Annotated in this window: 23 protein-coding genes; 20 read left to right on the top strand and 3 right to left on the bottom strand. The window is 58.3% G+C overall.

The features are described from left to right. Positions 1–11 precede the first annotated feature (11 nt). From IE038_RS11830 to flgA, 3 genes are all read right to left on the bottom strand, one after another. A complete protein-coding gene (locus tag IE038_RS11830) occupies positions 12–479 on the bottom strand; it encodes a flagella synthesis protein FlgN (RefSeq protein WP_163937584.1) in 468 nt (155 codons plus the stop codon). Between the two features lie 46 nt (positions 480–525). Then, positions 526–840, bottom strand: a complete 315-nt coding sequence (gene flgM / locus IE038_RS11825; RefSeq protein ID WP_163937582.1) for a flagellar biosynthesis anti-sigma factor FlgM — start codon at positions 838–840, stop codon at positions 526–528. Between the two features lie 167 nt (positions 841–1,007). Then, the gene (flgA, locus tag IE038_RS11820) at positions 1,008–1,760 is read right to left on the bottom strand and encodes a flagellar basal body P-ring formation chaperone FlgA (protein WP_163937579.1); all 753 of its coding nucleotides are present in this window, start codon (positions 1,758–1,760) and stop codon (positions 1,008–1,010) included. Between the two features lie 67 nt (positions 1,761–1,827). Here flgA and IE038_RS11815 point away from each other — a divergent pair, with 67 nt between their 5' ends. The 20 genes from IE038_RS11815 to IE038_RS11720 all read left to right on the top strand — a co-directional run bounded on the left by IE038_RS11815 (position 1,828) and on the right by IE038_RS11720 (position 23,836). After that, positions 1,828–2,757, top strand: a complete 930-nt coding sequence (locus tag IE038_RS11815; RefSeq protein ID WP_163937576.1) for a chemotaxis protein CheV — start codon at positions 1,828–1,830, stop codon at positions 2,755–2,757. 50 nt (positions 2,758–2,807) lie between these two features. Beyond that, the gene (gene cheR, locus IE038_RS11810) at positions 2,808–3,635 is read left to right on the top strand and encodes a protein-glutamate O-methyltransferase CheR (protein WP_065759713.1); all 828 of its coding nucleotides are present in this window, start codon (positions 2,808–2,810) and stop codon (positions 3,633–3,635) included. A gap of 311 nt (positions 3,636–3,946) precedes the next feature. Next, on the top strand, positions 3,947–4,354 hold the full coding sequence (gene flgB / locus IE038_RS11805) for a flagellar basal body rod protein FlgB (RefSeq protein WP_163937573.1): 408 nt from the start codon (positions 3,947–3,949) through the stop codon (positions 4,352–4,354). Between the two features lie 3 nt (positions 4,355–4,357). Next, entirely contained in the window at positions 4,358–4,801 is a 444-nt protein-coding gene (gene flgC / locus IE038_RS11800) for a flagellar basal body rod protein FlgC (RefSeq protein WP_065759715.1), read from the top strand. Positions 4,802–4,816: 15 nt separating this feature from the next. Beyond that, complete coding sequence (gene flgD, locus IE038_RS11795; RefSeq protein ID WP_163937570.1) at positions 4,817–5,551, top strand: flagellar hook assembly protein FlgD; 735 nt, start codon at positions 4,817–4,819, stop codon at positions 5,549–5,551. A gap of 30 nt (positions 5,552–5,581) precedes the next feature. Next, a complete protein-coding gene (gene flgE / locus IE038_RS11790; RefSeq protein ID WP_189395665.1) occupies positions 5,582–6,895 on the top strand; it encodes a flagellar hook protein FlgE in 1,314 nt (437 codons plus the stop codon). Between the two features lie 75 nt (positions 6,896–6,970). Next, positions 6,971–7,168, top strand: coding sequence for a hypothetical protein (locus IE038_RS11785; protein ID WP_189395664.1), 198 nt, complete (start codon positions 6,971–6,973; stop codon positions 7,166–7,168). A 240-nt stretch (positions 7,169–7,408) separates the two neighbouring features. After that, positions 7,409–8,149, top strand: coding sequence for a flagellar basal body rod protein FlgF (locus IE038_RS11780; RefSeq protein ID WP_189395663.1), 741 nt, complete (start codon positions 7,409–7,411; stop codon positions 8,147–8,149). A gap of 45 nt (positions 8,150–8,194) precedes the next feature. Beyond that, positions 8,195–8,980 carry a flagellar basal-body rod protein FlgG gene (flgG, locus tag IE038_RS11775; protein ID WP_065759720.1) on the top strand — a complete coding sequence of 262 codons (786 nt, stop codon included), beginning with the start codon at positions 8,195–8,197 and terminating at the stop codon, positions 8,978–8,980. 54 nt (positions 8,981–9,034) lie between these two features. Further along, positions 9,035–9,730 (top strand): flagellar basal body L-ring protein FlgH, encoded by a 696-nt coding sequence (gene flgH, locus IE038_RS11770; protein ID WP_065759721.1) that lies wholly within the window; start codon positions 9,035–9,037, stop codon positions 9,728–9,730. 12 nt (positions 9,731–9,742) lie between these two features. After that, positions 9,743–10,852 (top strand): flagellar basal body P-ring protein FlgI, encoded by a 1,110-nt coding sequence (locus IE038_RS11765; RefSeq protein WP_163939318.1) that lies wholly within the window; start codon positions 9,743–9,745, stop codon positions 10,850–10,852. 10 nt (positions 10,853–10,862) lie between these two features. Further along, entirely contained in the window at positions 10,863–12,068 is a 1,206-nt protein-coding gene (flgJ, locus tag IE038_RS11760) for a flagellar assembly peptidoglycan hydrolase FlgJ (RefSeq protein WP_189395662.1), read from the top strand. 10 nt (positions 12,069–12,078) lie between these two features. Next, positions 12,079–14,124: a flagellar hook-associated protein FlgK gene (flgK, locus tag IE038_RS11755; protein WP_163939316.1), complete on the top strand. Its 2,046-nt coding sequence runs from the start codon at positions 12,079–12,081 to the stop codon at positions 14,122–14,124. 13 nt (positions 14,125–14,137) lie between these two features. After that, positions 14,138–15,706, top strand: a complete 1,569-nt coding sequence (locus IE038_RS11750) for a flagellar hook-associated protein 3 (RefSeq protein WP_189395661.1) — start codon at positions 14,138–14,140, stop codon at positions 15,704–15,706. A 92-nt stretch (positions 15,707–15,798) separates the two neighbouring features. Beyond that, entirely contained in the window at positions 15,799–19,368 is a 3,570-nt protein-coding gene (locus IE038_RS11745; RefSeq protein ID WP_163939314.1) for a glycosyltransferase, read from the top strand. Between the two features lie 147 nt (positions 19,369–19,515). Beyond that, positions 19,516–20,289, top strand: a complete 774-nt coding sequence (gene rfbF, locus IE038_RS11740) for a glucose-1-phosphate cytidylyltransferase (protein ID WP_163939312.1) — start codon at positions 19,516–19,518, stop codon at positions 20,287–20,289. Then, positions 20,271–21,353: a CDP-glucose 4,6-dehydratase gene (gene rfbG / locus IE038_RS11735; RefSeq protein ID WP_163939310.1), complete on the top strand. Its 1,083-nt coding sequence runs from the start codon at positions 20,271–20,273 to the stop codon at positions 21,351–21,353. Before rfbF ends, rfbG begins: the two co-directional genes overlap by 19 nt. Further along, complete coding sequence (gene rfbC / locus IE038_RS11730) at positions 21,350–21,910, top strand: dTDP-4-dehydrorhamnose 3,5-epimerase (RefSeq protein ID WP_163939308.1); 561 nt, start codon at positions 21,350–21,352, stop codon at positions 21,908–21,910. The genes rfbG and rfbC overlap by 4 nt, the downstream gene beginning before the upstream one ends. An 11-nt stretch (positions 21,911–21,921) precedes the next feature. Beyond that, positions 21,922–22,779 carry an NAD-dependent epimerase/dehydratase family protein gene (locus IE038_RS11725; protein ID WP_163939322.1) on the top strand — a complete coding sequence of 286 codons (858 nt, stop codon included), beginning with the start codon at positions 21,922–21,924 and terminating at the stop codon, positions 22,777–22,779. Continuing rightward, on the top strand, positions 22,769–23,836 hold the full coding sequence (locus IE038_RS11720; protein WP_163939306.1) for a class I SAM-dependent methyltransferase: 1,068 nt from the start codon (positions 22,769–22,771) through the stop codon (positions 23,834–23,836). The genes IE038_RS11725 and IE038_RS11720 overlap by 11 nt, the downstream gene beginning before the upstream one ends. Positions 23,837–23,840 lie beyond the last annotated feature (4 nt).

Here is a 23,840-nt window from a genome sequence, read left to right as displayed (position 1 = left end):
GTATAGGTTAATCACACTTGGCTGAGTGTGCGAGGTTTGGCGAGGGGCGAGGTGGCGCCGCGGCTGTCATACAGCGACGGTGACTCGCCGCCCATGAGAATTCTAATCTGGTTGTCGGTGGTCGCTTGCTGAATCTGGATGGAACGACCATTGATCTCGTTTGCGGCCTGGCACTGGGCCATGATCTTTGCCAGCTCTTCGAGTTTTTCCATCATCTGCTTGCCGAGCGACGACTGACTGGCGAGGGTTTCGAAACCGCTACGGTCAGGGCTCAGGCCAAGGTTGGCAAGCGCCTGACTGCGCCGACGTCCCTGCTGATCAAGCAGCACCACCAGCGATTGCTTGCGGGCCAGAATGTTCTCCAGCAGCTGCATATCGCGGCCGTGCAGGGCTATCAGCTCGGTTTGCAGTAACTCGAGCAGTTGTTGCGCTGGAGCAATATCGTCTTCGATCAGTTGCAGCAGAGTGATGTCGTGCATGGCTGGCTCTTGGTTTTCAGCGTCCTGAAGTCAGCGCGCCGAAGGGCTAGCGCTGTGCTTCGAAATTAAGCAGTTTGCTGGCGATACGGTTGCTGTCGATCTTATAGCTGCCGTCGGCGATAGCCTGCTTCAACTCGGCCACTCGGGCGCTGTTGACAACGGGTTGCTCGCGCAGCTTTTCGCTGATCTTCTGCAACTGCTGTGCCTCTTGGCTCAGGTGTACGGTTTCCCCGCTTTGGGTGCTGGCAGCAGCCGTAGTACTGGCAGATGCGGTGCTGGCGCTGCTTTCCGGGCTGTTGCCGGTGCGCGCACCGCTCGTCACGGACGGGGAATTGTTCAAACGACTAAAGTCGATGACCATGATTGGAAAACCTCTGGGTATTGGACGCTTGCCTTGTTTTCGGCCAACCCGAAAAAAACTTTAGGCGCAAATGCAACGTGGCTTGCACGGCAAGTCCTTGGCCCGAACAGGGCACAGTTTAGGAAAAGCGCTGCTTGATCGCCAGCATTGATCTTGCCTTGGCGTCGCTACATGGCCACTTCCACCTGTCCAGGCCCGGTCACCCTGGCTTTTACTACCCGCTTGGAGTTCAGGTTGCGCACGCGTATCTGCTCGCTGAAGCCACCTTTGCTCAGTGCCTCTCCCGGCATGCGCACGCTGAGTGTGCCGCTGCGTGCGGTGATTACGACCTGGTCGCCCTTGCGTACAACTTCGGCCTGCTCCAGGTGTGCGGGAGTGAGTACCTGGTCGATGACCGCTGGTCGGATAATCTTTTGCCCGATGGCTTGATCCAGCGAGCTGAGAAAGCCTTGATTCAGTGAGCCTACATCGCGTTCGCGCAGGGCGACATCCTGCTCTGAAACGATACTTTCACGCTTGAGAGGGCGGGTGGCTGTGACCACGTTGCGAAACAGGCGTACCTGGGCGGGCACGAACACCGTCCAGGGTGAGCTACCGTCACAGCGCACGCGCACGGTGACGCGTCCCAGTGGTTGAGCCGGGCTTTCCAGTGTGGCGTTCAGTTGCTGGTCGCACACCGGCATGCGCAAACGAGGGTCCAGGTTGTTGACCTGGATATCGTAGCGGCCTTCGGTCTGGCTGGTTGCCAGGTAATCTTCCACAGAGAATTCAAGAAAGCCTTGGGTGACACCGATAAGCTGTTCAGGCAAGGTGAAGTTGTCAGCCAGAGGTCGAACGCCAGGGGCCAGCAGGCACAGCACGGCAAGGATGCGGGGCAGGCGGTGGGGCAGGCGTCGGAAAAATGTCGTTTTCGTGTTCATACAGTTAAAAAAGCAAGGCGCGTGCCGACTGGGTACGAAGGCCCAAGCTTTGGTGAAGGAGTCTGGCATGGCTGGTGTAATGGATTCAGTGAACCAGCGTACTCAACTGGTGGGGCAAAATCGCCTCGAACTGCTGTTATTTCGCCTTAATGGCGAACAGTTGTATGGGATCAATGTGTTCAAGGTACGGGAAGTGTTGCAATGCCCGAACCTGACCTTGCTGCCAAAATCCAGCCCGGTAGTACGCGGTGTCGCGAATATTCGTGGGGCGACCATCCCGATCCTCGATCTGGCGATGGCGACCGGCTTGCCCGGTCAGAATGAGGACGTGAGCAACCGTTTCGTGATCATCACGGAGTACAACACCAAGACCCAGGGGTTTCTGGTGCATTCGGTCGAGCGCATCGTCAACATGAACTGGGAGGAGATTCATCCGCCACCCAAGGGGACGGGTCGTGACCATTACCTGACAGCGGTTACCCGAGTCGACAACAAGCTGGTAGAGATCATCGACGTCGAGAAGATCCTCGCCGAGGTCGCACCAACATCCGAAGCGATTTCCGAAGGCGTTGTCGATGCCGATGTGCAGGACAAGGCGGTGATGCTGCGGGTACTGACGGTGGATGACTCTTCGGTGGCTCGCAAGCAGGTCAGTCGTTGCCTGCAGACAGTCGGGGTCGAGGTTGTTGCGCTCAATGATGGCCGTCAGGCGCTTGACTACCTGCGTAAGCTGGTGGATGAGGGCAAGCGTCCGGAAGAAGAGTTCCTGATGATGATTTCCGATATCGAGATGCCGGAAATGGATGGTTATACGCTGACCGCGGAGATTCGCAGCGACCCGCGCATGCAAAAACTGCACATCATCCTGCATACTTCACTTTCTGGCGTATTCAACCAGGCCATGGTGAAGAAAGTTGGCGCCGATGATTTTCTTGCCAAGTTCAGGCCGGACGACCTGGCTCAGCGGGTTGTCGACCGGATCAAGGCTACGCATTAACGGCCAGGGGGTTTCTCTGGTGGTACACACGATTGTAAGAGGCGGCATCATTGTCTACGGGTAATTTGGATTTCGAACAATTCCGGGTCTTCCTGGAAAAAGCCTGTGGCATCCTGCTCGGCGAAAATAAGCAGTACCTGGTTTCCAGCCGTCTCAACAAGCTGATGGAGCAGCAAGGTATCAAAAGCCTGGGTGAGCTGGTGCAGCGCATCCAGACCCAGCCGCGCAGCGGTTTGCGTGAGCAGGTGGTGGATGCCATGACCACCAACGAGACCCTTTGGTTTCGTGATACCTATCCATTCGAAGTGTTGAAGAACAAGGTGCTGCCTGAGCAGATCAAGGCCAATCCCGGTCAGCGTTTGCGCATCTGGTCGGCAGCCTGCTCGTCTGGGCAGGAGCCTTACTCGATCTCAATGGCGATCGACGAGTTCGAGCGTAGCAATATCGGCCAGTTGAAAATGGGCGCGCAGATTGTCGCGACCGATTTGTCGGGTTCCATGCTGGCCAATTGCAAGACCGGTGAGTACGACAGCCTGGCTATTGCGCGTGGCCTCTCTCAAGAGCGTCTGCAGCGTTATTTTGACCCGAAAGGGGCGGGACGCTGGGCGATCAAGGCGCCGATTCGCAGCCGCGTCGAATTTCGTGCGTTCAACCTGCTGGACAGTTACGCGAGCCTGGGCAAGTTCGATATCGTGTTTTGCCGTAACGTGCTGATCTACTTCTCGGCGCAGGTCAAGAAAGACATCCTGATGCGTATTCATGGCACGCTCAAGCCTGGTGGCTACCTGTTTCTGGGAGCTTCCGAGGCGCTCAACGGCTTGCCGGATCACTACCAGATGGTTCAGTGCAGCCCAGGTATCATTTACCAGGCCAAGTAAGTTCGTGGCCAGGTAAGTACCAGACTAGGTAAGTACCAGGCCAGGTAAGCGGCGACAAAAAACAGGCAAGTCCGGTGTCACCTGCGGTGCAGGGGTTCCGGCCTTGCCTGTTTTTGTTTCTGCCGCAGGTGTTCTCCCGCCGCATTGCCGCTTTGCTGGCGCCAAGCGGAAATCCTTTGCCGCTTTTCTGGCATTGCCACTGCCGGCAGTAAGCTGATGTGCCCGGTTTTGTTGGGTTTTGTTTTTTGGCATGAGACTTGCTCTAAGTCTGACAACGAACAATCCGGTCAACCTTCGAAGGTTTCCCCGACATGAGCATCAGTTTCGATAAAGCGCTCGGCATTCACGAAAAGGCATTGGGCTTTCGCGCTCAGCGTGCCGAAGTGTTGGCCAACAACATCACCAACGCTGATACCCCAAACTACAAGGCGCGGGATCTGGACTTCTCCGAGGTGTTGGCAGCGCAGGCCGACAAGGCCAAAAACGGCACCTTTTCGCTGGAGCGGACCAACAGTCGCCATATCGATGCTGAAGGCTTGAGCATGGGTGACGAGGCGCTGAAGTACCGCACCCCGATGCAGCCGTCGGTTGACCAGAACACGGTCGACGCACAGCTGGAGCAATCCAGTTACGCCGAGAACGCCGTAGGTTTCCAGGCCAGCTTCACGCTGCTCAACAGTAAATTCAAAGGGCTGGTATCGGCCCTGCGCGGAGAGTAATTCATGTCCCTCGCCAGTGTATTCAATATCGCCGGTAGCGGCATGAGTGCCCAGACAACGCGACTCAACACCGTCGCCAGTAACATCGCCAACGCCGAGACCGTTTCGTCGAGCATCGACCAGACCTACCGTGCCCGCCACCCGGTGTTTGCCACCACGTTCCAGCAAGCGCAGAGCGGTGTCGGTCAGTCGCTGTTCCAGGATCAGGATGCCGCAGGCCAGGGCGTACAGGTGCTGGGTGTGGTCGAAGACCAGAGCAATCTGGAAGCGCGCTACGAGCCGAATCATCCGGCGGCGAACAAGGATGGCTACGTCTACTACCCGAACGTCAATGTGGTCGAAGAAATGGCCGACATGATTTCCGCCAGCCGTTCGTTCCAGACCAATGCTGAACTGATGAACACTGCCAAAACCATGATGCAGAAGGTTCTGACCCTGGGTCAGTGATAAGGGACTAAATCAATGGCCAGCATTAACGATACAACCACCGGCGTGAACCTGAACGATGTTCTGAAGGCCTCCGGAGCCAAGACGACCAGTACCAACAGTGGCAGCGGTATTGCTGCGGCTACCAGCAGCAAGACGGGTTCTGGTCAGGCGCTCGGCAAGGATGCGTTCCTGCAGTTGCTGGTGACGCAGATGCAGCACCAGAACCCGCTTGAGCCGCAGGGTAACAGTGAGTTCGTTGCGCAGTTGGCGCAGTTCTCCAGCCTCGAGGGTATTACCTCGCTGAACGATTCGGTGACGGCGATCTCCGGCACCTTCAAATCGTCTCAGGCGTTGCAGGCCTCTTCGCTGGTGGGGCGCTCGGTTATCGTCCAGACCGACAAGTCGGTAGTCGATACCACCAAGAGCTTCACCGGTAGCGTCAGTGTCCCGCAGTCGGTCAGCAACCTGTCGATCAAGATCACCGACAAGGACGGCAAGACCATCAAGACCATCGAGCTGGGCGGGCAGTCGGCCGGCAAGGCCGACTTCGTCTGGGATGGCAAGAACGATGCGGGCGAGGCGGTTGATCCGGGTACCTACACCTTTGCTGCCAGCAGCAAGATCGACGGTACCGCTACCGCACTGACGACCTACCTGCCGGCCACGGTCAGCAGTGTCACCTTGAGCCAGACTGGCGGCGAGATGATGCTGAACCTGGCGGGTCTGGGCACCATCGCGCTGTCCAAAGTCCAAACTATCGGTATATAGAGCCGGCGTACACGGCACAAGGAGTGAAAGATGTCATTCAATATCGGCCTTAGCGGTCTCTATGCAGCCAACAAGCAGCTGGACGTAACGGGCAACAACATCGCCAACGTTGCGACCACTGGCTTCAAATCCTCGCGCGCAGAATTTTCCGACGTGTACTCGGCAAGCAAGCTGGGCGTGGGCAGCAAGACCGTGGGTAATGGTGTGCGCCTGGCGGCGGTATCTCAGCAGTTCGGTCAGGGCGACATCAACAATACCGGCAACGTGCTGGACATGGGTATCCAGGGGCAAGGCTTCTTCGTGCTGAGCGATAACGGTTCGCTGAGCTACACCCGTGCCGGTGCCTTCCAGACCAACAAGGACAACTACGTCGTAACGTCCGATGGCATTCGTCTGCAGGGTTATGCTGCTGATGCCAATGGCAAGATCATCAATGGTGTACTCACTGACCTGAAGATCGATACTTCGGCACTGGCGCCCAAGTCCACGACCTTGGTTGATCAGGGTATCAACCTGAACTCCTCGGCGGATGACATTACGGCGACCTTCGATCCGGCTGATACCAGTACCTATACCAAGACCTTTCCCACGAAGGTCTACGACAGCCAGGGTAATGAGCATGTCATGGATCAGTACTATGTGAAGACGGGGCAGAACTCGTGGTCTACCTACACCCTGATCGATGGGCGTAACCCGCAAGATCCGACCTCTACGGCACCGCTCTCGGGCACTATCACGTTCAATCCTGATGGCAGTGTCAAGGCCATGACGGGCAGTGAAAGTTACCCAACGCCAGACACCAGCTTCGAAGTGAAAAACAATGTCTTTGTGCTTCAGGGTTGGGTGCCGGCTGCCAAGGATGCCTCGGGTGCCTGGGTGTCGAACGGTTCTCAGGGGAGTGCTTCCGGTATTCGCCTCGACATGACCTCGACCACCTCGTACAACACCGAGACAGCCCGCCTGTCGCAATCTCAGGATGGTTATGCAACCGGTATCCTGTCCAGCCTGAGCATCGACTCGACGGGTGTCATGTTCGCCAGCTTCAGCAACCAGCAGTCCCGTGCAATTGGTCAGGTGGCAATCGCCAGCTTCGCCAACGAGCAGGGTCTGGAGCAGATGGGTGGTACGCGCTGGAAAGAAACCTTTGCCTCGGGTATCCCGGGCATTGATGCGCCGAAGACCGGTACCCTGGGGGGTATCACCTCCAATGCGCTGGAAGCGTCCAACGTCAACCTGACGCAGGAGTTGGTCGAGCTGATCAAGGCACAGAGCAACTACCAGGCCAACGCCAAGACCATCTCGACTCAAAGCACCATCATGCAGACCATCATTCAGATGACCTGATGGGCCCATGAGGCAGTGATGCACAGCCAAGCCCCTTTCTCATGGAAGGGGTTTGTCGTTTTTGAGGTACTGACGATGTTGAGACGATTGCTCAGGGTAGGTGTGCTTCTGGGTGTGCTGCTGCTTGCTGCGCAGTCCTGGGCTGCTATGGCCTCGTGGTATCGCTGGGAAAGTCAGGCTACTGGCCGTCTGGTGTGTGCGCAGGTTTCGCCCGGAGAGGGGTGGCGGCTGTTTTCCGGGCCCTACAACAATGGTGCCTGTCGCGATAACTGATCGGGGGGCGCTGCCTGGATTCTTTCGTTGCCGTCAGGCAATGAGGCGAGGTTTTGCCGCTGACGGCAGAATGCCGCCGAGAATTTGTCTTCTGTTTTTTTTCTGGTGGCCATGAGGTAGGGGAAGGCCTCGCAAATACGGTCCTTTCGATGGTCGTCCGAAACTTGGTTCGATAATTGCTTCTAGCAGCGCAGAGCAGCGGCGAACGGCAAATGTTCGCCAGCGCAGCGGAGGATGACTGTGGACAAGATGCTTTACGTGGCCATGACCGGCGCCAGCCAGAACGCGCTGGCGCAGAAGGCCCATGCCAACAACCTGGCCAACATTTCCACCAGCGGTTTTCAGCGTGACCTGGAGCAGGCGCGTTCGATGCCGGTGTTCGGCGACAGCTTTCCGGCGCGAGCCTATGCCATGAGTGAGCGGCCGGCGACGGATTTCACGCCGGGTGCCTTGCAGGAAACCGGGCGTGATCTGGATGTTGCCGTCGGTGGCAATGGCTGGATTGCTGTGCAGGCGCCGGATGGCAGCGAAGCCTACGTGCGCACCGCCAGCATGAACATCGATGCGCTGGGTGTGCTGCGGGCCGGTAATGGCATGCCGATCATGGGCAATGGCGGGCCGATTGCCGTGCCGCCTGAGCAAAAGGTCGAGATTGGCCAGGACGGTACCGTCAGCATCCGCGCCATGGGCGAGGGGCCGCGAGTCATGGCCGAGGTCGATCGAATCAAGCTGGTCAACCCGGACCTGAAGAACATGACCAAGGGCCTGGACGGCATGATCCACACCAAGAGCGGTAAGCCGGCCGATGCCGATGGCTCGGTTCAGCTGGTGTCGGGTTTCCTCGAGGCCAGTAACGTCAACGCGGTCGAGGAAATGACCTCGGTGTTGGCGCTGTCCCGTCAATTCGAACTGCACGTCAAAATGATGACCACGGCCAAGGAAGGTGATGAAGCCATGGCGCGTGTTTTGCAAATCGGCTAATTACACAGGCGTAGCGCCGTAAAACAGGCGCTCCAGGAGAACAGCATGCTTCCGGCTCTTTGGGTCAGTAAAACAGGTCTGGCCGCTCAGGACATGAACCTGACGACCATTTCCAACAACCTGGCCAACGTTTCGACCACGGGTTTCAAGCGCGACCGCGCCGAATTCCAGGACCTGCTTTATCAAACCCGTCGTCAAGCGGGTGCTCAGTCTACCCAGGACAGCGAACTGCCGTCGGGCCTGCAGTTGGGTACTGGTGTGCGCATTGTCGGCACTCAGAAGAACTTCAATGCCGGTAGCCTGCAGACCACCGAGCAGCCGCTGGACATGGCAGTCAATGGCCGTGGTTTCTTCCAGATCCTGCAGCCCGATGGCACTGTTTCCTATACCCGTGACGGTACCTTCCACCTGAACTCCGATGGTCAGATCGTCACCGCCAACGGCTTTGCCCTGGAACCGGCGATCGTCGTGCCGCCCGATGCGCAGACCTTCACCGTCGGCATTGACGGTACCGTCTCCATCACGACCGCTGGCAACCCGGCGGCACAGGTCATCGGCAACATCCAGACCGCCGACTTCATCAACCCGGCGGGTCTGCAGGCGGTGGGTAACAACCTGTTCCTGGAAACGGCTGCCAGTGGTGCGCCGCAGGTCGGCACTCCAGGTTTGAACGGCTTCGGTACCACATTGCAGAACACCCTGGAAAACTCCAACGTCAGCACGGTAGAAGAGCTGGTGAACATGATCACCACGCAGCGTGCCTACGAAATGAACTCCAAGGTCATCTCCACTGCCGACCAGATGCTCTCGTTCGTTACCCAGAACCTGTAAGTGAAGCTCTCAAGGGCGCTGGTGCAGCGCCTGTTACACCATGAGGTTAGCGTCATGAGTCGTTTGTTTTCCGTACTTGCCCTGGGTGGGGTCGTGTTGCTGGCCGGTTGCGTCGCACCGACGCCCAAGCCCAACGACCCTTACTACGCGCCGGTACTGCCGCGTACACCGTTGCCGGCGGCGGCCAACAACGGCTCGATCTATCAGGCCGGTTTCGAGCAGAACCTGTATAGCGACCGCAAGGCGTTCCGCGTCGGTGACATCATCACCATCACCCTGAATGAGAAGACTCAGGCAAGCAAGAACGCCAACTCCCAGATCGCCAAGAACAGCAAGGCCGATATCGGGCTGACATCCCTGTTTGGGACCGTTCCCAATACCAACAACCCGCTGGGCTCTGGCGACCTCTCCCTTGAGGCGGGTTACAGTGGTGATCGCACCACCAAGGGTGACAGCAAGGCGGGGCAGGGCAACAGCCTGACCGGTTCGATTACCGTGACGGTGGCTGACGTCCTGCCTAACGGCATCATCGCTGTGCGTGGTGAGAAATGGATGACCTTGAACACGGGTGACGAGTTGGTACGCATTGCCGGTATGGTTCGTGCCGACGATATCGCGACTGACAACACGGTGCCTTCGACTCGCGTCGCCGATGCTCGCATTACTTACTCGGGTACCGGTTCGTTTGCCGATGCGAGTCAGCCCGGGTGGCTCGACCGCTTCTTTATCAGCCCGCTTTGGCCTTTCTAGGTTCGGATAACCATGCTCAAGTTCAGTCGGCTGCTTGCCGCGACGATCCTGCTGTCCACGGCGTTTGGTGTTCAGGCTGAACGCCTGAAGGACATCGCCAGCATTTCCGGGGTGCGGTCCAACCAGTTGATTGGTTATGGCCTGGTGGTGGGGCTTAACGGTACGGGTGACCAGACCACCCAGACACCATTTACCCTGCAGACCTTCAACAACATGCTGTCGCAGTTCGGCATCAAGGTGCCGGCCGGGTCGGGTAACGTCCAGTTGAAGAACGTGGCTGCGGTGTCGATTCACGCCGATCTGCCGCCGTTCGCCAAGCCGGGCCAGTCGGTGGACATTACCGTATCCTCGATTGGTAACTCGAAAAGCCTGCGCGGCGGTAGCCTGTTGATGACCCCGCTCAAGGGTATCGACGGCAACGTCTATGCCATTGCCCAGGGCAACCTGGTGGTGGGTGGTTTTGATGCCGAAGGTCGTGACGGTTCCAAGATTACCGTCAACGTTCCGTCAGCGGGTCGCATTCCCGGCGGTGCGACGGTTGAGCGTGCTGTGCCTAGCGGCTTCAACCAGGGCAACAGCCTGACCCTGAACCTCAATCGTCCTGACTTCACCACAGCCAAGCGCATTGTCGACAAGGTCAACGAACTCCTCGGTCCAGGTGTTGCACAGGCGTTGGACGGTGGCTCCGTGCGGGTGACCGCGCCGATGGACCCAAGCCAGCGTGTCGATTACCTGTCGATCCTGGAAAACCTGGAAATCGATCCGGGTCAGGCGGTGGCCAAGGTCATTATCAACTCGCGTACTGGCACGATCGTTATTGGCCAGAACGTCAAGGTGTCGCCAGCGGCGGTTACCCACGGCAGCCTGACGGTTACCATTACCGAAGACCCGGTTGTCAGCCAGCCAGGGCCGTTCTCCAATGGCCAGACAGCGGTCGTGCCGCGCTCGCGTGTGAACGCTGACCAGGAAGCCAAGCCGATGTTCAAGTTTGGCCCGGGCACCACGCTGGATGAGATTGTACGTGCGGTCAATCAGGTGGGTGCTGCCCCGAGTGACCTGATGGCGATTCTTGAAGCCCTGAAACAGGCCGGCGCGTTGCAGGCCGACCTGATTGTGATCTGAGGCGCAGGCTATGGATATGCCCAAGAGTGGAGTTTCCGCAGGCGCCGATACCGGTGCCTATACCGACCTCAATCGGCTGAACTCCCTGAAAGTCGGCGACCGTGACAGCGAGGCCAACCTGCGCAAGGTGGCCCAGGAGTTCGAGTCGCTGTTTCTCAACGAGATGCTCAAGTCGATGCGTTCGGCCAACGATGTGCTGGCCAAGGACAACCCGCTTAACACCGAGACCACCAAGCAGTACCAGCAGATGTACGACCAGCAACTGTCGGTCAGCCTGTCGCGTGAGGGCGGCGGTATCGGACTGCAGGATGTGCTGATGCGCCAGTTGTCGAAAACGAAATCGACGGCCGCGGCGCATGCAGGCGGCAGTCCGTTCCCGCATGTGGAAGGGCAGCAGCGCGCACTGTGGGCCTCACGCGTGGCAGAGCCTGTAAGGTCAGAGCAAACCGCTTCGCGTAACGACATGGCGTTGCTCAATCAGCGCCGTTTGAATCTGCCCAGCAAGCTCACTGATCGCCTGCTGGCCGGAATTGTTCCGTCGGCAGGTACTGCAACGGCTGCTACCCCGGGCAACACGCTGGCCAATCGTTCGGGTGCCGTCGGTGATGCAGTCATCAAGGGTGACTGGGAGCCGGCACAATCCTTTGGTGCACCGGGCAGCATGCGTATCTACGGTCGGGCCATGGCCCAGCCACCTCTGGCGCCGGCCAAGCGTGCCTTCGGTTCGTCCGATGAGTTTGTCGCCACCATGCTCCCAATGGCCGAGCAAGCTGCCGCGCGTATCGGTATCGACCCGCGTTACCTGGTGGCGCAGGCCGCGCTGGAAACCGGTTGGGGCAAGTCGATCATGCGCCAGCCTGATGGCAGCAGCAGTCACAACCTGTTTGGCATCAAGGCGACGGGTAATTGGCAAGGTGGTCAGGCGCGAGCGATCACCAGTGAGTTCCGCAATGGGCAAATGGTCAAGGAGACGGCAGCGTTCCGTTCCTATGATTCGTTCCAGGACAGCTTCCACGACCTGGTAAGCCTGTTGCAAAACAATTCGCGCTATCAAGAAGCGATCAAGTCTGCCGATAAACCAGAACAGTTTGTGCGAGAGCTGCAGAAGGCCGGTTATGCAACCGATCCGGATTACGCCAGCAAAATCTCGCAGATCGCGAAACAAATGAAGTCGTACGAAAGCTTTGCTGCGATTGACACTTCCACGAAATTATAAGGTTTGAACTATGGCGAGCTTGATCAATATCGGCGTATCGGGGCTTGGAGCCTCGCAGTCGGGCCTGTTTACCACGGGTAACAACATTGCCAACGCCGACGTTGCCGGTTACTCACGCCAGCAGAACGTACAAAGCGCCAAGAGTTCAATCCAGAGCGGTAATGTGTTCATCGGCACTGGCACGACGCTGTCCGATGTTCGTCGGGTGTACAACGCGTTCCTTGAGAATCAGCTGCGAACGACCACGTCGCTGAACAGCGACGCATCCGCTTACCTGAATCAGGTCGCCCCGATCGACAACCTGTTGTCGGATGCCGATACCGGTATCACCGGTGCGTTGAAGAGCTTTTTCACGGCGCTGCAAAGTGCATCGGCCAAGCCGACAGAAGACGCTTCGCGGCAATTGCTGCTGACCAGTGCCCAGTCACTGAGCAAGCGCTTCAATACCATTGCCGCGCAGCTCAATGAGCAGAACAGCAACATCAACGGCAACCTGGCGTCGATGGCTGATCAAGTGAACAAGCTGTCAGCCACCATTGCCCAGTACAACGATCAGATTTCCCGTGTTTCGGCCGTGCAGGGTAGCCCGAACGACCTGCTCGACCAGCGTAACGAGGCCGTGCGCCAGCTTAACGAACTGGTTGGCGCTCAGGTGGTCGAGCGCGAGGGTAACTTCGACGTTTACCTGGCCAATGGTCAGCCGCTGGTAATGGGCAAGACCATTAACACCCTGGAAACCGCGCCGAGCAAGACCGATCCCACCCGGATGAGCCTGCAGCTCAACCGTGGTAGCACCAGCATGGACATCACCTCCAGCATTACGGGCGGTGAAATGGGTGGCCTGCTGCGCTACCGTAGCGAGGTGCTGGACCCGTCGATGAACGAGCTGGGGCGTATTGCCCTGGTGGTTGCCGATAGCATCAACCAGCAGTTGGCCCAAGGCATCGACAAGAATGGCGAGTTTGGCGCCGCGTTGTTCGGTGATATCAACAGTGCCGCCTTGATCAGCCAGCGCAGCATTGCCCAGGCAGGCAACAGTGCGGGGGCTGGCAATCTGGATGTGACCATCAGTGATACTGGCAAGCTGAGCACGTCCGATTACCAGGTCACCTTCAGCAGTGCGACTCAATATACGGTCAAGAAGCTGCCAGACGGCGATGCTCAGGGGCCTTATGACATCACTGCAACACCCCCGCAGGAAATTGATGGCTTCAAGCTTGCCCTCAATGGCGGGGCGCCCAGCGCCGGTGACAGTTTCAAGATTACCCCGACCCGCAACGCGGCAGCCAAGCTCGACACGGTATTGACCGATCCGAAGCGCATCGCGCTGGCGGCGCCGTTGTCGGGTATCAGTGGCTCCGGTAATCAGGGCACGGGTGTCATCACTCAGCCTGAGTTGACCTCGAAGCTGGATATCTATGATTCGACCCAGCGCATTGATCTGCAAAACGGCCTGAAGTACTCCACGCCGGTGAAGTTGGTTTTTGGCGATGAGAAAACCAACCCGCAAACCTACAAGCTTTTCGATGCCCAAGGCACCGAGTTGTCCTCCGGGACCATTATTCCGGGTGAGAGCAACAAACTGCAGTTGAGCGTGCCGATGGTCGATGCCAGTGGCAACCCGATCATGGATGGCGCCACTCAGAAAACCTTCAATTTTGAAATGACAGTCGCCGGCTCTCCGAAAGAGGGTGATAACTACACCGTCTCACTGACCGGTGCTGGTTCTGCCGACAACCGCAACGGCCAGGCGGTGATTGACCTGCAAACCAAGGCCACGGTTGAAGTCGGGGCCAACGGTAAGGGCATCAGCCTGACCGATGCCTACGGCAAGCTGGTTGAAAACGTGGGTGGCAAGACCGCGCAAGCGCAAATGGACAGCAATGCGACGAATGCCCTGCAGACCTCGGCCAAGGCAGGCCGCGATTCGCTTTCTGGTGTTCAGCTCGATGAAGAGGCCAGTAACCTGATCAAGTATCAGCAGTACTACACGGCCTCGTCGCAAATCATCAAGGCTGCCCAGGAAATCTTTACCACGCTGATCAACAGCCTTTAAGGAGTCGTAGACCGTGCGTATTTCTACTTCCCAGTATTACGAAAGCAGCACTTCAACCTATCAGCGCAATTTCGCCAATGCGGTGAGATCGGGCGAGCAGGTCAGTGACAACTTGCGTATACGGACCGCAGCGGATGACCCGGTCGGCGCAGCGCGGCTGTTGCAGCTGGAGCAGCAAAGCAACCTGTTGGGCCAGTACGGCGATAATACGACCAACGTGCGTAACTCGCTGGGCGCCTCTGAGGGTGTACTTAACGGCATCAGCGCGATTTTGCAGCGGGTCAACGAACTGACTATCAGTTCCGGTAACGCCGGCTTCACTGACGCCGATCGCAAGGCCAACGCCCAGGAGCTGGGGCAGCTTGAAGAGCAACTCTATTCGCTGATGAACAGCCGTGACGAGAACGGTAAATACCTGTTCTCCGGTTCGCGAGGCGATACCCAGCCGTATGTGCGCAATTCGGATGGCACCTACACCTATCAGGGTGACCAGGGCACCTTGAACTTGCAGGTGGGTGACATGCTCACAATGGCGACCAATGAAAGTGGTTATGCCGTGTTTGAGCAGGCACTCAATACCAGTCGTAGTGAGACGAACCTGATTTCGCCTGCTGTTGATGATGGGCGGGTTCAGTTGTCCAACGGTCAGGTGTCTGGCAGTGCGACGTACAATGACCGCTTCCGCAGCGGTGAGCCCTATACCATCACCTTCCTCAGCAGCACACAGTTCAAGATCACCGATGCGTCCAACAACGACGTCACGCTGGAAGCCACGCAAGGCGGCACGTTTGATCCAGCCTCCAGCAACAAGATGATCGGCTTCCGTGGTGTTGATATGCGCCTGGCGATTAACTTCCAGCCGGGCGATAACGCCAACCCGGACGCGGCGATTGCGGGGCACACCTTCACACTGGCGGCCAAACCCGACTCCATTTCTGGTTCGCGCAGCCCAGGCAACAGCTCTTCGTCGCAGGTCACCAATGCCTCCATCGCCGATGCTACGGCTTACAACAGTGCCTTTCCGGGTGGCGGCGCCATTCTGAAGTTCACCAGCGCCACTGACTTTGAACTGTATGCGCAGCCGCTTACCGCCAACAGCAAACCGGTGTCGACCGGTACGCTCAGTGGCACCACCGCCACGGCGGCAGGGGTGACCTTTGACCTGGCCGGTGCGCCCGCAACAGGTGATCAGTTCTCCATTCAGGTCGATACCCATCAGACCCAGAACATCCTCGACACTATTGGTCAGTTGCGCACGGCATTGGCCTTGCCAGTCGATAACGATCCGCTGGCCAAGCAGCAATTCCTGGCTGCACTGGATTCGGCTATTGGTAACGTTGCCAGTGGCTTGAATCAGGTTTCTTCGGCCATAAGTGACATTGGCGCCCGCGGTGCGGCACTGGATGTTCAGGCTGAAACCAATGAAAGCCTGAAGATGGCCAACACCAAGACTCAGAGCTCGATACGTGATGCAGACCCGGCTGAAGTGCTGATTCGTCTGAACTTGCAGCAGACCATGCTGCAGGCCTCTCAGCTCGCGTTCAGCAAGATATCGTCGTTGAGCCTGTTCAATCAGCTCTGAGTTTCCTGGTCCTGAGGGGCCGGGATTTGTTCCTGCTTCTAGGGCGCCTCGCCAGGTAATGGCTGGCGCCCTTTGTTTGAGAGTGTTCCGCCGTGATTACAGCCCCCCTCGTCAGCATCGTTATCCCAGCCTTCAGCGCGCGCTTTTTCTCCATGACCTTGCGGAGCGCCTTGGGCCAGACCTACGAAAACCTTGAAATCGTTGTCTGTGATGACAGTCGTGATGAGGATATCGAGCAGATCACCGGTTCCCTTGAGGGGCAGGGCAACGCCCGTATTCGGTACTTGCGCAACCCAAAACGGCTCGGTTTCCAGCGCAATTTATTGCGCTGTGTCGAGGAGGCGCAAGGCGAGTACATCAAGGTTCTCTGTGACGATGACCGACTGTTTGCCCGGTGTATCGAACTGCAAGCACAGGTGCTCATCCAGCATCCTGAGGTCAATCTTGTTCAAGCCTATCGCTTGCAGGTCGATACCGATGATTTTGTGTTGCCTGTGCGAGGTGACAATTGCCCGTTTACCTCGATTGATTCAGTGTTCAAGGGCGAAGACCTGCTGACCGTTCTCGATGTATTGGATGTCAATTTTCTGGGCAACTTCTCATCTTCCCTGATGCGAACCCAGGATGTTCAAGAGATGCTACGGGCGTTGACTACAACAGGTGTAGGCTTTGTCACATTGATCGAGCAAGCGCTGTTCATGTGCCTATTGCGTCGAGGCAATATGACGCTGCTAACCCATGTACTGAGTGTTGAGCGGCTGCACCCGGAGCGCCTGAGCAAGCAGCCTGAAATCATCCGAGCTGCAAAAAGCGAGCGGAACTGGTTGCGTCAGATGCTAGCCGCCCGCACTTGTGACGATGCGCCTGTCCGTGGTTGGGTTCGCTATGTCGAGCTGGCCGATGCCAATGAGTCAGGTCGCGACTGGAAAGAGTTATACCTGGTACGTGCGCTGAGTAACTGGCACACCGTGATTCAGGGGCGTGTGGGGAGCAATTGTGAAAGTTATGCCGAGTTTTACCGCCAATGGCTTGCGGCACGACGGTTCTCGGAAGTTCAGCGGCGGATGGTGTGCGAGCAGGTGTTCAAATGGCCTTCGCAGCCGAAAATCGTTCCGGTTATTGTCGACCCAGAGCAGGATAAGGCTGCACTGAAGGTCACGCTCGATAGCCTGGCCGCTCAACTTTACGCGCCGACGGCGGTGTTGTTGCTTTCCAATGCCGAGTGTGTGGTCGAGCCGCATGTTGTGCATTTGCCGCTCGCTGAGAACTGGGCGGCGCAGGTCAACAGTGCGATGCCGGCGCTGGAAGGGGTGGACTGGATCTACCTGCTGCGGGCTGGTGACCGGTTGAGTGAGTCGGCGTTGCTGCTGCTTGCCGAGCGCATTGCTGCAACACCCGGTATGCGTTGCGCCTACAGCGATGAAGGTGCCGTGTGGGACGGCGAGTCCTGTGACCCGGTGTTCAAGCCCGACTTCAACCTCGATTTGATGCGCGCCTACCCCTATGTGGGTCGAACCTTGGCGTTCCAGCGCCAACAGGTGCTTGCCCTGGGTGGTTTCGAGTCGTCACTGGGTGAGCTTGCGCCCCATGACATGGTCTGGCGTATTGCAGAGTCCAGTGGCCTGTCTGCAATCGAGCATATTGCCGAGATTCAGGTGGAGTCTGCATTCTCCTACACCCAGTGGCTGTCGTTGCCATCGGTGATCGAGCAGAGCAGTGCGCTACTCGCTGCGCACTTGAACCGATTGGGGGTCGAGTATCGGATTCATCATGACGCGTTGCCATTGCTCAATCGCGTTGAGTACCTGCATGCGGAACAGCCGCTGGTCTCGCTCATCATCGTCGCGGGTGATGACGTATCAGCCATTCAGCGCTGTGTTGAGGGGGTGCTGGAGAGCACCACATACAGCCAATACGAGCTGCTGATTGTCGGCAGGCCGGAATGCAATGCTGGCATGCGTGACTGGCTCGACGCGATGGCGCAGATGGGCGGTGGCCTCTTGCGCGTGCTGGAGGCACCGCAAGGTGCTGGTGTAGCGGCCATCAACAACCTTGCTGCCGAGCAGGCGCGGGGCGAGTACTTGCTGTTCTTTGCAGCTGATAACCTGGTTTGTCAGGCTCAATGGCTGGCTGAGCTGCTTAACCACGCGCAGCGACCGGAAGTGGGTGTCGTTGGCGCACGCCTCGTTGATCCCAAGGGTAAGGTTGCCAATACCGGCGTCATCCTCGGCTTGGGTGGTGCGGCGGGGCCTGCATTTGCTGGCGAGCTTTCGGATGCGCGGGGGTACATGCAGCGTCTTCAGGTGGCTCAGAACTGGAGTGCGGTGAGCGGAAGTTGCCTGATGATACGCACTCAGGTTTTCAAGGATCTGGGTGGTTTCGATGAGGCGACGTTTGCCCAGAGCCTGGCCGACATTGATTTGTGTTTGCGGGTCGGCCAGGCGGGTTACCTCGTGGTCGGAACGCCCTATGCAACCGTCGTTCAGACGCGTGAAGACAAGCCGTGCTACTTGGGGGAGGTGGCTGGAAAGCCAGAGCAGGAAGCGCTGATCCAGCGCTGGCTACCCAGTGTAATCCGTGACCCAGCCTACAACCCTAGCCTGAGTCTGACCCGTTCGGCGTTTACGTTGGAGCCCAGCTTGCGTGACAGTTGGAACCCTCTGGTTCTGCGCACGCTGCCTTCCATTCTGGCGTTGCCGGTCAACAACACCGCAGTGGGTCATTATCGTGTGAATCAGCCGCTGCGTGAGCTTGAAGCCGCAGGGCGTGTGTTCGGGCGAATCAGCTTTGAGGTCCCGCCTTCGGTCGAAATCGCGCGGATGAATCCGGATGTGGTGATCATCCAGCTTCGCCACTCCTCGGAAAGTGTCAATGACATCGAGCGGGTCAAGAATATCGCTTCGGCACGCCGGATCTACGAGATCGACGACTACGTCCTGGAGGCGCCGAAGAAAAATATCCATGCGCGTAACAAACCGCGTGATACTGAGCAGCATCTGCGCCGAGGCATAGGTTTGTGTGATCGCGTCGTGGTCACCACGGACGCCCTGGCCAATGCACTTTCCAGTATGCACCGAGATATTCGCGTGGTGCCGAACATGCTGGCGCCGCATTTGTGGCTGGGCCTGAACAGCAAGCGTGGCACGTCGAACAAGCCACGGGTGGGTTGGGGGGGGGGTACCAGCCATAGCGGCGACCTGGAAATCATTGCCGAGGTGGTCCGCGAGCTGGCCAATGAGGTGGAGTGGGTGTTCTTTGGCATGTGCCCGGAGAACCTTAAGCCCTACATCCATGAGTATCATCCCGTCGTTTCGTTGGAAAACTACCCAGCGAAGCTGGCCAGCCTGGACCTGGACCTGGCCCTGGCACCGTTGGAGTTCCATATCTTCAACGACTGCAAGAGCAACCTGCGTCTGCTGGAGTATGGCGCCTGTGGTTATCCGGTGGTCTGTACCGATACCGAGGCCTACCGGGGATACTTGCCTTGCACACGGGTTCGCAGCAACTCTACCCAGGAGTGGCTGCAGGCGATCCGTATGCACCTGGCTGACCCGGCCGCCAGCTATCGCATGGGCGATGAGTTGCGTGAAGCGGTGCTGCGCGACTTTGTATTGCGTGCGGACAACCTGCAGCACTGGGTGTGGGGCTGGTTGGCCGACTGATCCTGCACACCTTCCCTGTAGCGGCGCTGCAAGCGCGCCGCTGACACCTGCCGCGTACTTGGCGCACTTCCTGCAAGTCCTCCTTCATATCGCCATAAATCCTTCACTCTGGCCTGGATGGGCCGTGCGAAGAACATGAGGAAACCGATGAAGGCAGTCATTTTGGCGGGTGGTCTCGGCACGCGGATCAGCGAAGAGTCGCACCTCAAACCTAAACCGATGATCGAGATCGGTGGTAAGCCAATTCTTTGGCACATCATGAAGCAGTACTCTGCGCACGGCATTCACGACTTCGTGATTTGCCTGGGCTACAAGGGTTATGCGATCAAGGATTTTTTCGCCAACTACTTTCTGCACACCTCCGATGTCACCTTCGACATGCGCAACAACCGCATGGACGTTCATCAGAACTACAGCGAGCCGTGGCGCGTTACGCTGGTGGACACCGGCGAGGAGACAATGACCGGTGGCCGTTTGCGCCGTGCCGGGCGTTACCTTGAGGACGAACAAGCCTTCTGCTTTACCTACGGCGATGGTGTCTCTGACCTGAACATCGGTGCGCTGGTCGATTTCCACCTGTCCCATGGCAAGCTGGCAACCGTGACCGCTGTTCAGCCGCCAGGTCGTTATGGCGCGTTGCAGCGCGAGGGCAATCAAGTGCTGGGTTTCACTGAGAAACCGCGTGGCGATGGCGGCTGGATCAATGGCGGGTTCTTCGTTCTATCCCCCAAGGTACTGCCTTACATTGCGGGTGATGCAACCTCCTGGGAAGCCGAACCCCTCAGTCGCCTGGCCAGTGAAGGGCAACTGCATGCTTTCCAGCATGATGGTTTCTGGCAGCCGATGGATACACTGCGTGACAAGAATCACCTGGAGCACCTCTGGCAGAGCGGGGAGGCCCCATGGAAACAATGGGACTAAGCCGTGCGTTCTGGGAAGGTAAGCGTGTGCTGCTTACCGGCCACACGGGTTTCAAAGGCAGCTGGTTGACGCTTTGGTTACAGAGCATGGGTGCCCAGGTCACAGGCTTTGCCCTTGACCCGGCCACCGAGCCCAGCCTGTTTGCGCTGGCAAGGGTGGCCGAGGGGATTGATGATCGCCGTGGCGATGTGCGCGATCTGGGCGTGCTGCTGGAGCTGCTGGCCGAAGTACAGCCCGAGATCGTCTTGCACTTGGCGGCACAGCCCCTGGTGCGTGAAAGTTACCGCGATCCGTTGGGTACGTACTCAAGCAATGTCATGGGTACCCTGAATCTGCTGGAAGCGATTCGGCAGGTCGGTGGCGTACGTGCATGCGTGCTGGTGACCACCGACAAGGTCTATGCCAATCGGGAGTGGTTGTGGCCCTATCGTGAAGATGAAGCGTTGGGGGGGCATGACCCCTACAGCAGCAGCAAGGCGTGTTGCGAGATTCTGGCGCAGTCCTATGGGGCATCATTCTTCAATCCACAGCAGTATGCCGAGCATGGCTTGGCCCTGGCGACCGCGCGTGCCGGGAACGTGTTGGGTGGTGGCGATTTTTCTGCCGAGCGCCTGATCCCGGACGTGCTCAAGGCCTGGTCGGCCGATGAACCGGTGACGCTGCGTTATCCCAAGGCCGTCAGGCCCTGGCAGCACGCGCTGGAGCCCCTGGCGGGTTACCTGCAATTGGCGGCTGCGCTTTATGAGCAGGGGCCGGTGTTTGCCGGCGCGTGGAACTTTGGGCCTGATGACGCCGACATGTGCAGTGTGGGTGAGGTGATTGCCTCGCTTGCCAGTCAGTGGCCACAGGCGCCGGGTTTGCGCGTTGAGCCCAGCGACATGCACGAAGCCGGCCTGCTGCGCCTGGACAGCAGCCGCGCTCGGCAGTTGCTTGGTTGGCAGCCACGCTGGTCGTTGCAGCAGTGCCTGGAGCAGACCGTGGGTTGGCATATGGCCTGGCAGGCGGGCAAGGACATGCGTGCGGTAACGCTTTATCAACTGAACCTTTACAAGGACTGGTCATGAGTGACTTTGATCTGCAGCCGCTAGCGCTTGAAGGGCTTTGCCTGATCCAGCAAAAAGTCTTCCATGACCATCGTGGCCGCTTCGCCCGCTTGTTTTGCCAGAGCCGGCTCAGTGTGCAGGGCCGATCCTTCGAGATTCGCCAGATCAACCATTCACGTACCCTCGGCAAGGGCAGTGTGCGTGGTCTGCATTACCAGCAGGCGGGCTACGCCGAAGCGAAATTGATCACCTGTGTGCGTGGTGCTATCTGGGATGTGGCTGTCGATCTGCGCCCTGATTCGCCAACGTTCCTCCAATGGCATGCTGAGGAGCTGGTCGCCGACGATGGTCGGAGCCTGTTGATTCCAGCGGGTTTTGCCCATGGTTTTCAGGCACTCAGTGATGAGGCTGAAGTGCTCTACTTCACGGATGCCGACTATGCGCCAGCGCATGAGGCCGGGTTGTTGGTGAGTGATCCTGCTTTGGCTATTTCCTGGCCGTTGCCCGTGTGCAATCTCTCCGCCAAGGATGCGGTGCATCCGTTGCTCGATGCCGATTTTGCGGGTGTGCGCGTGTGAGCCAGCGGCCGATGAAGGTGCTGGTTACCGGCGCTACCGGGTTTGTAGGGCGACATCTGGTCGCTGCCTTGCTGGCTGAAGGCATTGCGGTACGGGCTGTTGCCCGTCGACTTGAACTGGCGCGGGAAATGCCCTGGTTTGATCAGGTCGAGTTCATGGCGGTCGACGTGCATGCCGCAGCGCTGCCAATCGATGCATTGGTCGAGGGGGTGGACGCGGTTGCCCACCTGGCCTGGCCTGGCCTGCCGAACTATCAGGCGCTGTTTCATTTCGAACGCAATTTGCCGGCTGACTACGCCTTTCTCAAGCGTGTCGTCGAGGCGGGGGTGCGGCAGGTTCTGGTGACGGGCACCTGTTTTGAGTACGGCATGCAGAACGGCCAGTTGAGCGAGCACTGCCCAGCGCAACCCAACACGGCCTACGGTCTTGCCAAGCATACCTTGAGGCTGTTCCTGGAACGTTTGCAGGGCGAGCAGCCCTTTACCCTGCAGTGGGCCCGGTTGTTCTATCTGCATGGCCCCGGGCAAGCGCCCAATAGCTTATTGGCCGGCCTGGATCGCGCCATCGATGCCAACGATGAACAATTCAACATGTCGGCGGGTGAGCAGTTGCGTGATTACCTGAGCATCGAAGAAGCCGCCGGGCTGCTGTTGAGTGTGCTGAAACAGCGGACGTTTTCCGGTGTGATCAACTGCTGCAGTGGCAAGCCCGTGTCGGTTCGCACACTGGTCGAGCAGCGGGTTCGCCAGCGCCATTCGGCGATTACCTTGAACCTTGGGTACTACCCCTATTCGCATCATGAACCCATGGCGTTCTGGGGCTCGACCGAGCGTTTGCGAGACCTGACAGGAGAGCGGCATGACGCATGAGCTATACCGGGCGCAAGGCTTGCCCGTTTTGCAGAACCGCACCTTTGCGACGGCCGAAGAGGCGCGCGCCAGCGGATACGCGGACATCGTGCTGGTACAGGATGAGCAGAGCGGTCTGATCTTCAATCAGGCGTTTGATGGCAGCAAGCTGATCTACGATGCGGACTACCAGAACGAGCAGGCGCATTCGACGCAGTTTCAGAAGCACTTGGGGGATGTCGAGCAGATTCTGGCCCGCCACTTCAGTGGGCAGCGCTTGATTGAGGTCGGTTGCGGGAAAGGTTACTTCCTGGAGATGTTGCGCGAGCGGGGCTACACCATCACCGGCGTCGACCCTTCCTACGAGGGCGATAATCCTGATGTGATCAAGGCACCTTTCACGCGTCAGTTGGGGCTGTCCGCCGAGGGTATTGTCTTGCGCCATGTTCTGGAACACATGGCTGATCCGCAGGCATTCCTGAGTGAAATTGCCGCCGCCAACCAGGGTGGAAAAATCTACATCGAAGTACCGTGCTTTGACTGGATTGTCGAGCACCATGCATGGTTCGACGTGTTCTACGAGCACGTCAATTATTTCCGGCTTGACGATCTGCGACGGCTCTTCGGCACGGTTCACGAAACCGGCCATCTGTTTGGCGGGCAATACCTCTATGTCGTCGCCGATCTTGCCAGTTTGCGCGCGCCGCGTACGGGCTCAGCCCTGCTGCAAATGCCGACGGGGTTCACCGCCAGCCTTGAGCGGGCGGTACAGATCATCAAGGACGCTCCCGATCAGCGCGCAGCGATCTGGGGGGCGTCGTCCAAGGGGGTTATCTATTCGCTGTTCCTGCAGCGCGCTGGCGTCGCGGTGGACCATGTGGTCGACATCAACCCGGCCAAGCAGGGGCGTTACCTGCCGCTCAGTGGTTTGCGCGTTTCATCGCCGCAAGAGGTGCTGGACAGCCTCCCAGATGGCGCAAACCTGTTTGTAATGAACTCGAACTACCTCGAAGAAATCAAGCGCATGACCGATGAGCGCTATGTCTACCACGCTGTAGACAGCGCCTCGTTTCAATGACAAT

Source organism: Pseudomonas laurentiana (genome assembly GCF_014648275.1).
GTDB classification, from domain to species: Bacteria; Pseudomonadota; Gammaproteobacteria; order Pseudomonadales; family Pseudomonadaceae; genus Aquipseudomonas; species Aquipseudomonas laurentiana.
This window is presented reverse-complemented; position numbering and strand designations above follow the sequence as displayed.

Bases quoted from the DNA above. Each gene is read 5' to 3' on its own strand.
- IE038_RS11830 (WP_163937584.1), bottom strand. From the start codon at position 479: ATGCACGACATCACTCTGCTGCAACTGATCGAAGACGATATTGCTCCA.
- flgM (WP_163937582.1), bottom strand. From the start codon at position 840: ATGGTCATCGACTTTAGTCGTTTGAACAATTCCCCGTCCGTGACGAGC.
- flgA (WP_163937579.1), bottom strand. From the start codon at position 1,760: ATGAACACGAAAACGACATTTTTCCGACGCCTGCCCCACCGCCTGCCC.
- IE038_RS11815 (WP_163937576.1), top strand. From the start codon at position 1,828: ATGGCTGGTGTAATGGATTCAGTGAACCAGCGTACTCAACTGGTGGGG.
- flgB (WP_163937573.1), top strand. From the start codon at position 3,947: ATGAGCATCAGTTTCGATAAAGCGCTCGGCATTCACGAAAAGGCATTG.
- flgC (WP_065759715.1), top strand. From the start codon at position 4,358: ATGTCCCTCGCCAGTGTATTCAATATCGCCGGTAGCGGCATGAGTGCC.
- flgD (WP_163937570.1), top strand. From the start codon at position 4,817: ATGGCCAGCATTAACGATACAACCACCGGCGTGAACCTGAACGATGTT.
- flgE (WP_189395665.1), top strand. From the start codon at position 5,582: ATGTCATTCAATATCGGCCTTAGCGGTCTCTATGCAGCCAACAAGCAG.
- IE038_RS11785 (WP_189395664.1), top strand. From the start codon at position 6,971: ATGTTGAGACGATTGCTCAGGGTAGGTGTGCTTCTGGGTGTGCTGCTG.
- flgG (WP_065759720.1), top strand. From the start codon at position 8,195: ATGCTTCCGGCTCTTTGGGTCAGTAAAACAGGTCTGGCCGCTCAGGAC.
- flgH (WP_065759721.1), top strand. From the start codon at position 9,035: ATGAGTCGTTTGTTTTCCGTACTTGCCCTGGGTGGGGTCGTGTTGCTG.
- IE038_RS11765 (WP_163939318.1), top strand. From the start codon at position 9,743: ATGCTCAAGTTCAGTCGGCTGCTTGCCGCGACGATCCTGCTGTCCACG.
- flgJ (WP_189395662.1), top strand. From the start codon at position 10,863: ATGGATATGCCCAAGAGTGGAGTTTCCGCAGGCGCCGATACCGGTGCC.
- flgK (WP_163939316.1), top strand. From the start codon at position 12,079: ATGGCGAGCTTGATCAATATCGGCGTATCGGGGCTTGGAGCCTCGCAG.
- rfbF (WP_163939312.1), top strand. From the start codon at position 19,516: ATGAAGGCAGTCATTTTGGCGGGTGGTCTCGGCACGCGGATCAGCGAA.
- rfbG (WP_163939310.1), top strand. From the start codon at position 20,271: ATGGAAACAATGGGACTAAGCCGTGCGTTCTGGGAAGGTAAGCGTGTG.
- rfbC (WP_163939308.1), top strand. From the start codon at position 21,350: ATGAGTGACTTTGATCTGCAGCCGCTAGCGCTTGAAGGGCTTTGCCTG.
- IE038_RS11725 (WP_163939322.1), top strand. From the start codon at position 21,922: ATGAAGGTGCTGGTTACCGGCGCTACCGGGTTTGTAGGGCGACATCTG.
- IE038_RS11720 (WP_163939306.1), top strand. From the start codon at position 22,769: ATGACGCATGAGCTATACCGGGCGCAAGGCTTGCCCGTTTTGCAGAAC.